We start from the raw sequence: 10,254 nt of genomic DNA on the forward strand, positions 1-10,254 counted from the left end.
CAGTGGGTGAATGAACCGGATGCTCCGCCGATGGGCGTCGAGTTATTCACCAAAGATTGCCAAAGAAATAGATAATTCTTCGGCCATGACCGAGTACCCGCCCAATCTGGACCGGATCGACCTGCGAATCCTGAAGATTCTTCAGGAAGACGGTCGGCTGTCGAATCTCAAGCTGGCGGAGGCCGTCGCGCTCTCGCCCACCGCGGTGCTGGCGCGGGTGCAGCGCCTGACGCGCGAGGGCTTCATCCAAGGCTACGAGGCGCGGCTCGATCCGCACAAGCTGGGCCGCGGCTTCATTGTTTTCGTCGAAGTGCTGCTGGACCGCACCACGCCCAACGTGTTCGAAGAATTCAAAGCCGCGGTACAGGTGCGCGACGAGATCATGGAATGCCACATGGTGGCCGGCGGCTTCGACTACCTGATCAAGACGCGCATGGCCGACATGGCCGCGTACCGCGCGTTCGCCGGCACCGTGCTGTGGCAACTGCCCGGCGTGCGCGAGACGCGCACCTATGCGGTGATGGAAGAAGTGAAGAGCAGCGCGAAGCTGCCGCTGGCGATCTGATCGCTCACTCGTCCGGGATCTGCGCCTGCACCAGAAGCGCCAGCAAGGTCAGCGACTCCTGCCAGCCCAGGTAACAGGCCTCCGGCGGGATCTGCTCGGGGATGCCCTCCTGCACCACGTTGAGCTCGGTGCCGCAGAACACCGCCTTCAGGCTGACGGTGGTCTTCATGATGCCGGGCAGGTTCGGGTCGTCGAAGGCATCGGTGTGGACGATGCGCTCGCCAGGCACCAGCTCCAGGTACTCGCCGCCGAAGGACTGGCTCTTGCCACTGCTGAAGTTGGTGAAGGACGCCTTGTAGCTGCCGCCCACCCGCGCATCCATGTGCTGGACCTGGCAGGTGAAGCCATACGGCGGCAGCCACTTGGCCATGGCCACGGGATCGAGGAAGGCGCGGTAGACGCGCTCGGGTGGGGCGGTGAGGACGCGATGCAGGCGAACGGTACCGGTAGGCATGTGCAGGTTCTCCTTTTTGACTGAACGAGAGGTCACGATGAGGAAGACGGCGGTGCCGGCGGGCCATCGGCCGTCTGGCCGGCTGCCGTGCGCTCGCGCCAGATGTCGATCACTGCAAGCGTCACGGCCAGCACGATGGGCCCGAGGATCAGGCCCGACGCGCCGAACAGGAACAGGCCGCCGAGGATCGCAATGAACACCAGCAGCGTGTGCAGCCGCAGCTTGTTGCCGACAAACACAGGATAGAGCAGGTTGTCGATCAGCGCGATGACCACGGTGCCCCACAGGGCGAGGATCAGCGCCTTCTCCCAACTGCCTTCCATCAGCAGGAAGAGCGCCGTCGGAAACCAGACGATGGCCGCGCCCAGGATCGGCAGCACCGACAGCAGAAACATCACCACGCCCCACAGCAGCGGCGCCGGCAAGTCCAGCCACCAGAACATGAGGCCGCCCAGCAGGCCCTGCACCGCCGCCACCAGCAGCGTGCCCAGCACGCTGGCGCGCACCACGTCGGCCACGCGCCGGAACAGCCGGCTGGTCTCGGCAGCGGTCAGCGGGATCAGCGAACGCAGGAAGGCCAGTGCCTGTTCGCGGTCGCGCAGCAGATAGAACAGGGCAAAGAAGCTCACCAGCATTTGCACGCCGGCCCACATCGAGCCCGTCGCCAGGCTGGGCAGGCGCGGCGCCAGTTGCTCGGCCATTTCCTCGGCCGAGGGTGCATAGCGCGCCACGATGTCGGCCACCGGCGCCAGCGCACGGTTGTTGCCCAGCACCTTCTGCACGCGCTCCTGCGTCGAGACCGAGCGCATCTGCTCCCAGCCCTCCCTGACCTTGGCCGTGATCGTGGGCGCGGTGGCCGCGATCGGGGCGGCGATGAAGACGATCAGCACCGCGGTCGCCAGCCCTGCGCTGAGGCCGGGATGCCTCAGGCGCCGCAGCAACCAGCGGTGCAGCCTGGAGCCGATGATGGCCAGTGCCAGCGCCCAGGCCAGCGCCGGCACGAAGGGCTGCGTGATCTTCCAGCACAGGTAGAGGGCCAGCGCGGTGACCGCCAGAAGTGCCAGGGCCGAGGTCCGCCGGCGTGTCAGCCAGCCGGCGGCGGGTGCTGGCGGCGCGGGCGCCGGCAAGGTGTTCTCCTCTTCGCGCTGTTCCTGCTCCGAAGCGCGCTTGGATGACGTGGTGGTGCGCAACATGGGACCGCCTCCTGTTCTTCTTGATCGATCATCCGGCGCCTGCGCCCAGGCGCGGCGCGAGCTGCACCGCGAGCGCACCCAGCACGCCCTGGGCGAGGACGCAGCAGGCCATGGGCAAGACGTTGTCCAGGGTGGCACGCGCGCGCGGCTGCAGTTGGCCGCTCCAGGAGCGCACGAGCAGGTAGCCGCCCATCATCAGCAGCACCAGCACGTGCAGGCCCTGGTAGCCGAGCAGCGTGGCGACGGTGGCGCTCCAGGCCTGGGCATCGGGGTCCAGGCCGGCGCGTGAATGACCCGCGAAATCCAGTGCGAAGGAAGCAGCCAGGCAGCCCAGCGCCAGCGTCACCAGCAGGCGCAGGGTGCGTTGCCCGCGCGGCGTCGGCCTTGCCAGCGAACGGGTCGCGCCCCACAACAGTGCCACGCTGGCGGCGAGCAGCAGGGCCGAGGCCAGTGGCCAGCGCCAGGCCGGCAAGGCCGCGCCCGCCGGCGGACAGACGTCGGCCGCCATCGCCACATGCAGGTGCGCGTAGACGAAAGAGGCGAACACCGTCATGTCGACCGCAATCAGCACGATCACCGCCCACCACGAATGCGAGCGCGACCAGTGGCCCGCGCCCACCGGCAGCACCACGCCTTCGGCCACCAGCACGCTGGGCGAGGGCGGCACGCGGTCGGCATGCCACAGCCAGCGCAGCACCGCCACCACGGCCACGATGCCGGAGGCGAAGGCGAGCGCCGGCTGCTCCACCGTCAGCAACAGAAAGAAGCCCGCGGTGCCGGCCGCCGCGGTGAGCGGTCGCCAGTCGTCGGTCGGCAGGCGCAGCAGGTAGATCGGGTGCGCATCGCGAACGCTGGTGATCAGCGTCTCGCGCCCGCCGAAGGCCGTGCCCGGCAGCCAGTGGCGTCCGGCCTCCACCTCCTGCGGCAGATCGGGCTGCGTCCACAGCGGCTCGCGCGCATCGACCTGCGGGATGCTGCGCACGCCGTAGTCGCGCTGCGGCAGCCATTCCAGCGTGCCGGCACGCCAGGGGTTGCCGTGCTCGCGCTCGGGCCGCCGCAAGGTGCGCACGGCATCGACGAAGAACAGCAGCACGCCGGCCGCCAGCACGAAGGCGCCCAGGGTCGACAGCAGGTTGAGCGCATTCCAGCCCAGGTCGCCGGGGTAGGTGTAGACGCGCCGCGGCATGCCCATGAGGCCGGTGGCGTGCATCGGGAAGAAGGCCAGGTGAAAGCCGCCGAACATCAGGGCGAAGACCCAGCGGCCGGCGCGTTCGCAAAGCCGTTGGCCGTTGAAGATCGGCATCCAGTAGTACAGCCCCGCGAACAGCGGAAACACCATGCCGCCGATCAGCACGTAGTGCAGGTGCGCCACGACGAAGTAGCTGTCGTGCGCCTGCCAGTCGAAGGGCAGCACCGCCACCATCACGCCGGTGAGCCCACCCAGCACGAAGGTGAAGTGAAAGCCCAGGAGGAACAGCGTGGGCGTGTCCCAGCGCACGGTGCCGCGCCAGAAGGTGGCGATCCAGGCAAAGATCTGCACCGCGCTCGGGATGGCGACGGCGAAGCTGGCGGCCGACACCAGCTGCATCGAGAAGGTGCCGAGGCCGGCGGCGAACATGTGGTGGATCCACAGCGCGAAGCTCAGCACGCCCACCGCCGCCAGCGCCATCACCACCGCGCGGTACGCCACCAGCGGTGTGCCGGTGAGTGCGGGAATCATCATCGAGACCAGGCCGGCGGCGGGCAGGAAGATGATGTAGACCTCGGGGTGGCCGAAGAACCAGAACAGGTGCTGCCACAACAGCGGATCGCCGCCGCGCGCCGGCGTGAAGAAGGGCCAGTTGAAGGCGCGCTCCAACTCCAGCAGTGCCGTGCTGGCAATCACTGCCGGAAAGGCGAACACGATCATCAGCGCCACCACCAGCATGGCCCAGGCGAACACCGGTACGCGCATCAGGCGCATGCCCGGCGCGCGGGTGAACGCGATGCCGATGATCAGCTCGATGGCACCGGCGATGGCCGAGATCTCGATGAAGCCGATGCCCAGCAGCCACCAGTCGGCGCCGCGCCCGGGCGAGAACTCCTTGCCGGTGAGCGGCGGATACATGAACCAGCCGCCGTCGGGCGAGGCGCCGAAGAAGATGGTGCAGAAGAAGACGAGGCCGCCGATCGCGTAGGCCCAGAAGGCATAGGCCGAGAGCAGCGGAAAAGGCAGGTCGCGCGCGCCCAGCATGCCCGGCAGCAGGTAGACCGCCACCGCCTCGATGATGGGCACCGCGAACAGGAACATCATCACCGTGCCGTGCATGGTGAAGAGCTGGTTGTAGGTGGCCGGGCCGACCAGCGTGTTGTCCGGCAGCGCGAGCTGCGTGCGCATCAGCAAGGCCAGGATGCCGGCCAGCACGAAAAAGAGCATGGCGGCGGCGATGTAGAAGGCGCCGACGTGGGTGTTGTTCACCGCCGAGAGCAGGCGCCAGCCTGTGGGCGCGCGCCAGGCGCGTTCCAGGCCCTCGCGTTCGCCGGGCGGCCGCGGCAAGGCGGAAGGCGGTGCAGGTGCGGTGGCCATGGGCGGCTTCTCGTTCATTGCAGATGCGCCAGCCAGGCGGCGATGTCGCGCACGGTGGCCGCATCGAGCCGCTGCGCGGACGACGGCATGTGCGCACCGGGCTTGTGCTGCTGGGTGTGGGCGACCCAATCGGCCAGCGCGGCCGGCCCGTTGGCCAGGGCCCCGGCGCCCAGCGCAAGGCGGCTGCCCACATGCGTGAGATCAGGGCCGAGGCGACCCTCCTCTGCCACGCCGCGCACCGTGTGGCAGGCGTTGCAGCGATGGGCGAGAAAGGCATCGCGCCCGCGCGCCAGGGCCGCGCCTGGCTCGCCCTCCGGCAGTGGCACGGCGGGGCGGGCTTGCCCGGCGAGCCAGTTGGCGAAGTCCTCAGGCGGCTGCGCCACCACATGCAGCGCCATGCGTGCATGCTGCGTGCCGCAGAACTCGGCGCACTGGCCGCGCCAGGTGCCAGGGCGGTCGGCCTGCAACTGCAGGTGCTGCATGCGGCCCGGCACCATGTCCATCTTGCCGGCCAGGCTGGGCACCCAGAAGCTGTGCAGCACGTCGGCACTGGCCAGGCCCAGGTAGATGGGCCGGCCGACCGGGATGCGCAGCTCGTTGGCCGTCACCACCTCGGCGCCGCTGGCCGGATCGGTGAGCCGCACTTCCCACCACCACAGGTGGCCGGTGATGCCGACGATCAGCGCATCGGCCGGCGGCACCGGGCGCCACGGCGGGCGGTGACTCTCGCTGTAGAGAAACAGCAGCACCAGCAGCACGCCGGGAAAGAGCAGGCCGCCGCCGCCGATCCACCAGCGCGCATCGAACGGCCGGCCGTTGTTGCTGCTGCTGCGCCGGCGCAGCGCCAACGCGAGCAGCAGCATCACGCCCAGGAAGATAAGGCTGGCGCCCGCGATCAGCACGCCGCTCACGCCCAGCAGCAACTCGGCGATTGGCCCGCCCGGCTCCAACGCAGATTGCGAATAGGCAGAAGCAGCAGCCGGCGCCGGCCCGCTCATGTGAGGGTGAGCAGGTAGGCCGCCATGTCGCGCGCGTCCTGCGGCGCGACGCCCATGGCCGGCATCACCGTGCCGGGCACCAGCGCGCCGGGGGACTCGATCCAGCGCGCCAGGGTCTCGGGGCCATTGGGCAGCTCGCCGGCGATGTAGCTGCGCCGGCCGAAGCCGGCGAGCGACGGCCCGACGTTGCCGCGCGCCGCCGCCACCTGTGGAATTGCGTGGCAGCTGCCGCATTGGTACTGCACCATCAGCACCTGGCCGCGCAGGCGCTGGTCGGGCGGCGGATCGTTGTAGGGCGGCTCGGGCTTGTTGTTCAGCTCGCAGCCGCCGACGAGCAGGCACGCGCAGGCCAGCAGTGCCGTCGTTGAAAAAGATCCGCGCGGCGACAACAACAGTGATGGAGCGAAGCGGCCCTGCAGCATTCGGCTAGTTTTGAGCCGACAGAAAGCGGATTGCGACTACACGGCGCCGCTGCATCGCGTCGGACAATGCCGCGAAAAAATCGCCATGGGTACCGCCAAGACCGTGCTGATCACACTCGCCACCCTGCTCGCCGCGGCGCTGGCTGGCGTGGCGCTGGTGGTGGGTGGCGGCCTCTACGACGTGGCCGCCACTCAGCAGCATTGGCAGCCCGTCTACACCTTGCTGGAGCGCGCGATGCACCAATCGGTGCGCCTGCGCGCGCGCAGCATCGCGCCGCCGCCCCACATGGCGCTGGACGACCCGCGCCTGCTGGTGCGCGGCGCCGCCTGCTTCAGGGACAAGTGCGTGCAATGCCACGGCGCGCCGGGCGTGGCGCAGCGGGACTTCGGCCAAAGCATGCAGCCCTTGCCTGGCCCGCTGGTGGACGCGACGCAACGCTGGAGGCCGCGCGAGCTGTACTGGCTGACCCGCCACGGCATCCGCATGAGCGGCATGCCGGCGTGGGAGCTTCACCTGGACGAAGAGGACATTTGGGCGGTGGTCGCGTTCTTGCAGAAGCTGCCTGCGCTGACGCCGCAGCAGTATGCGCAGGCGACAACGACGAATGCGACTTCAGCGGCGCCGGCTTGCAGCCGATCGGCTTCTTTTCCTTCTTCTGCTACTGCTTCTGTTGTCACGCGCCCGGCCGATCGCGGGCGCGGTGCCAAGGCCTTGGCGCAGTACGCGTGCAGCGCCTGCCACACCATCCCCGGCATCGCCGGCTCCCACCCGCAGGTCGGCCCGCCGCTGGCCGGCATCGCGCGCCGAACATTGATTGCGGGAAAGCTGGCGAACACGCCCGAGAACATGGTGCTCTGGATTACGCGCACGCATGAGGTCGATCCGAGGAGTGCGATGCCGAGCTTGGGGGTGGCGCAGGAGGATGCGCGGGATATGGCGGCGTATTTGGGGGCTTTGGATTGAGGGGCTTACCCTCGCCCCCCAAAGATCGCCGTCCCCACCCGCACCATCGTGCTGCCCGCGGCAACGGCCGCTTCCAAGTCTGCGCTCATGCCCAGCGACAGCACATCGAGCGGCATGCCGGCAGCGCGCATCTCTTCATAAAGTGCAGTGGCGCGCAGAAACAAGGCCCGCTGTTCTTCAAAACTTTCGGCCGGCTCCGGAATGGCCATCAAGCCGCGCAACCTGACCTTGGGCAGCTCGACCACCTGGCGCGCCAGCGCCAGAGCTTCCGGCGGCGTCACGCCGGACTTGTTGGCGCCGCCGTCCACGTTCACCTGCAGGCACAGCTGCAAGGGCGGCAGTTGGGCCGGTCGTTGTTCGGAGAGGCGCTGCGCGATCTTCAGCCGGTCGATGCTGTGCACCCAGTCGAAATGCTCGGCCACCACGCGCGTCTTGTTGCTTTGCAGCGGCCCGATGCAGTGCCATTCGATCGCGCTTCGAAGGTCGGCGAGTGCCTGGATCTTGGCCACGCCCTCCTGCACGTAGTTCTCGCCAAAGGCGCTCTGGCCGGCAGCGTGGGCTGCGCGCAACGCTGCCTCCGGAAAGGTCTTGGACACTGCCAGCAGGCGCACACTGGCGGCGTCGCGGCCACAAGCCTTGCACGCCGCGTCAATGCGCGTTCGCACTTGCTGGAGCTTGTCGGCAATCGTCGTCATAATCATCCAAATTCGTATCAAAACGTCACTAAGACTTTAGCCTGACGTCAACGCATCACCGGTTCGAGGGCCTCGTGGACATTACCCAACTGCTCGCATTCAGCGTCAAGAACAAGGCTTCGGACCTGCACCTGTCGGCCGGCCTGCCGCCCATGATCCGGGTGCACGGCGACGTGCGGCGCATCAACGTCGATGCGCTGGACCACAAGGCGGTGCACGCCATGGTGTACGACATCATGAGCGACACGCACCGCAAGCACTACGAAGAGTTCCTGGAGGTCGACTTCTCGTTCGAGATCGACGGGCTGGCGCGTTTTCGCGTCAACGCCTTCAACCAGGCGCGCGGCGCGGCGGCGGTGTTCCGGACCATTCCGTCCAAGATCCTGACGCTGGAGCAGCTCAACGCACCCAAGATCTTCGGCGATCTGGCGCTCAAGCCGCGCGGCCTGGTGCTGGTGACCGGGCCGACCGGCTCGGGCAAGTCGACCACCTTGGCGGCGATGGTCAACTACCTGAACGAAACCGAGTACGGCCACATCCTCACGGTGGAAGACCCGATCGAGTTCGTGCACGAATCCAAGAAGTGCCTGATCAACCAGCGCGAGGTCGGGCCTATGACGCTCTCCTTCGCCAACGCGCTGCGCTCGGCGCTGCGCGAAGACCCGGACGCGATCCTGGTGGGTGAATTGCGCGACCTGGAAACCATCCGCCTGGCGATGACCGCGGCCGAAACGGGCCACCTGGTGTTCGGCACCCTCCACACCTCGTCGGCCGCCAAGACCATCGACCGGGTGATCGACGTGTTCCCGGGCGAGGAAAAGGAAATGATCCGCGCCATGCTGTCGGAGTCGCTGCAGGCGGTGATCTCGCAGACCCTGTGCAAGACCAAGGACGGCCAGGGCCGCGTGGCGGCGCACGAGATCATGCTGGGCACGCCGGCCATCCGCAACCTGATCCGCGAGGCCAAGGTGGCGCAGATGTATTCGTCGATCCAGACCGGCAGCGGCCAGGGCATGCAGACGCTGGACCAGAACCTGACGGACCTGGTGCGCCGCAATGTCATTTCGGCTGCCGAGGCGCGCTCGAAGGCGAAGATCCCCGAGAATTTCCCGGGCTAAGAAAAGAGTTCAAGGAGCGGTCACATCATGGAACGCGATCAGGCCAGCCAGTTCATCAACGATCTGCTCAAGCTGATGGTCAGCCGCAACGGCAGCGACCTTTTCATCACCGCCGACTTCCCGCCGGCCATCAAGGTGGACGGCAAGGTCACCAAGGTGTCGGCCCAGCCGCTGGGCGCGCAACACACGCTGGCGCTCACGCGCGCGGTGATGAACGACCGGCAGGTGGCCGAGTTCGAGCGCACCAAGGAGTGCAACTTCGCCATCTCGCCGACCGGCATCGGGCGCTTTCGCGTCAATGCCTTCGTGCAGCAGGGCAAGGTGGGCATGGTGATGCGGACCATTCCGGCCAAGCTGCCCACCATCGACGGCCTGAACATGCCGCAGGTGCTCAAGGACGTGGTGATGACCAAGCGCGGCCTGTGCATCCTGGTGGGCGCCACCGGCTCGGGCAAGTCGACCACGCTCGCGGCCATGATCGACTGGCGCAACGAGAACTCTTACGGACACATCGTGACGGTGGAAGACCCGGTCGAGTTCGTGCACCCGCACAAGAACTGCGTGGTGACGCAGCGCGAGGTGGGCATCGACACCGACAACTGGGAAGCCGCACTGAAGAACACCCTGCGCCAGGCGCCGGACGTGATCCTGATGGGCGAAATCCGCGACCGCGAGACCATGGAGCACGCGGTGGCCTTTGCCGAAACGGGCCACCTGTGCATGGCCACCTTGCACGCCAACAGCGCCAACCAGGCGCTGGACCGGATCATCAACTTCTTCCCCGAAGAGCGGCGCGCACAGCTCCTGATGGACCTGTCGCTCAACCTGCGCTCGCTCGTGTCGCAGCGCCTCGTTCCCACCGAGGACGGGCGCGGCCGGGTGGCGGCGGTGGAGATCCTGCTGAACACGCCGCTGGTCGCCGACATGATCTTCAAGGGCGAGGTGGGCGAGATCAAGGAGATCATGAAGAAGAGCCGCAACCTGGGCATGCAGACCTTCGACCAGGCCCTGTTCGACCTCTTCGAGAACCACGCCATCTCCTTCGAGGAGGCGATCCGCAACGCCGACTCGGCCAATGACCTGCGGCTGCAGATCAAGCTCAACAGCCAGCGGGCGCGCTCGACCGATCTGTCGGCCGGCACCGAGCACTTCGCGATCGTCTAGGGCCTGTTCACACTATTTACGGGGATCGCGTTGGCCCGCATTGGGGCTGGATGCAAGGCGCCCGTGCGCAGCAATGCTGAAGCATTGCACGCGCGGGCAACGCCGCAGACGGCCC

The 10,254-nt window shown here is 67.7% G+C and carries 10 protein-coding genes; 4 read left to right on the plus strand and 6 right to left on the minus strand.

From position 1 onward, the window contains the following. Positions 1 to 85 precede the first annotated feature (85 nt). Entirely contained in the window at positions 86 to 565 is a 480-nt protein-coding gene (locus ACIPRI_RS17685; protein ID WP_446622767.1) for an Lrp/AsnC ligand binding domain-containing protein, read from the plus strand. Positions 566 to 569: 4 nt separating this feature from the next. Here the strand turns inward: ACIPRI_RS17685 and ACIPRI_RS17690 are convergent, their stop codons facing one another. Genes ACIPRI_RS17690 through ACIPRI_RS17710 form a run of 5 tightly spaced genes read right to left on the minus strand, consistent with a single transcriptional unit; the run spans position 570 to position 6,198 of the window. After that, positions 570 to 1,019, minus strand: a complete 450-nt coding sequence (locus ACIPRI_RS17690) for an SRPBCC family protein (RefSeq protein ID WP_446622768.1) — start codon at positions 1,017 to 1,019, stop codon at positions 570 to 572. A gap of 32 nt (positions 1,020 to 1,051) precedes the next feature. Further along, positions 1,052 to 2,212: an AI-2E family transporter gene (locus ACIPRI_RS17695; RefSeq protein WP_446622769.1), complete on the minus strand. Its 1,161-nt coding sequence runs from the start codon at positions 2,210 to 2,212 to the stop codon at positions 1,052 to 1,054. 28 nt (positions 2,213 to 2,240) lie between these two features. Then, positions 2,241 to 4,778, minus strand: a complete 2,538-nt coding sequence (locus ACIPRI_RS17700; protein WP_446622770.1) for a cbb3-type cytochrome c oxidase subunit I — start codon at positions 4,776 to 4,778, stop codon at positions 2,241 to 2,243. Between the two features lie 14 nt (positions 4,779 to 4,792). Beyond that, complete coding sequence (locus ACIPRI_RS17705) at positions 4,793 to 5,776, minus strand: cytochrome c oxidase subunit II (protein ID WP_446622771.1); 984 nt, start codon at positions 5,774 to 5,776, stop codon at positions 4,793 to 4,795. Then, a complete protein-coding gene (locus ACIPRI_RS17710; RefSeq protein WP_446622772.1) occupies positions 5,773 to 6,198 on the minus strand; it encodes a c-type cytochrome in 426 nt (141 codons plus the stop codon). Before ACIPRI_RS17710 ends, ACIPRI_RS17705 begins: the two co-directional genes overlap by 4 nt. Positions 6,199 to 6,283: 85 nt before the next feature. Between ACIPRI_RS17710 and ACIPRI_RS17715 the strand changes: the two genes are divergently transcribed. Then, positions 6,284 to 7,162 carry a c-type cytochrome gene (locus tag ACIPRI_RS17715; protein WP_446622773.1) on the plus strand — a complete coding sequence of 293 codons (879 nt, stop codon included), beginning with the start codon at positions 6,284 to 6,286 and terminating at the stop codon, positions 7,160 to 7,162. A gap of 5 nt (positions 7,163 to 7,167) precedes the next feature. Here the strand turns inward: ACIPRI_RS17715 and ACIPRI_RS17720 are convergent, their stop codons facing one another. Further along, entirely contained in the window at positions 7,168 to 7,857 is a 690-nt protein-coding gene (locus ACIPRI_RS17720) for a YggS family pyridoxal phosphate-dependent enzyme (RefSeq protein ID WP_446622774.1), read from the minus strand. A 74-nt stretch (positions 7,858 to 7,931) separates the two neighbouring features. Between ACIPRI_RS17720 and ACIPRI_RS17725 the strand changes: the two genes are divergently transcribed. Then, the gene (locus ACIPRI_RS17725) at positions 7,932 to 8,975 is read left to right on the plus strand and encodes a type IV pilus twitching motility protein PilT (RefSeq protein ID WP_446622775.1); all 1,044 of its coding nucleotides are present in this window, start codon (positions 7,932 to 7,934) and stop codon (positions 8,973 to 8,975) included. A gap of 27 nt (positions 8,976 to 9,002) precedes the next feature. Next, positions 9,003 to 10,139, plus strand: a complete 1,137-nt coding sequence (locus tag ACIPRI_RS17730; RefSeq protein WP_446622776.1) for a PilT/PilU family type 4a pilus ATPase — start codon at positions 9,003 to 9,005, stop codon at positions 10,137 to 10,139. Positions 10,140 to 10,254 lie beyond the last annotated feature (115 nt).

The organism is Variovorax sp. LARHSF232, assembly GCF_052871435.1.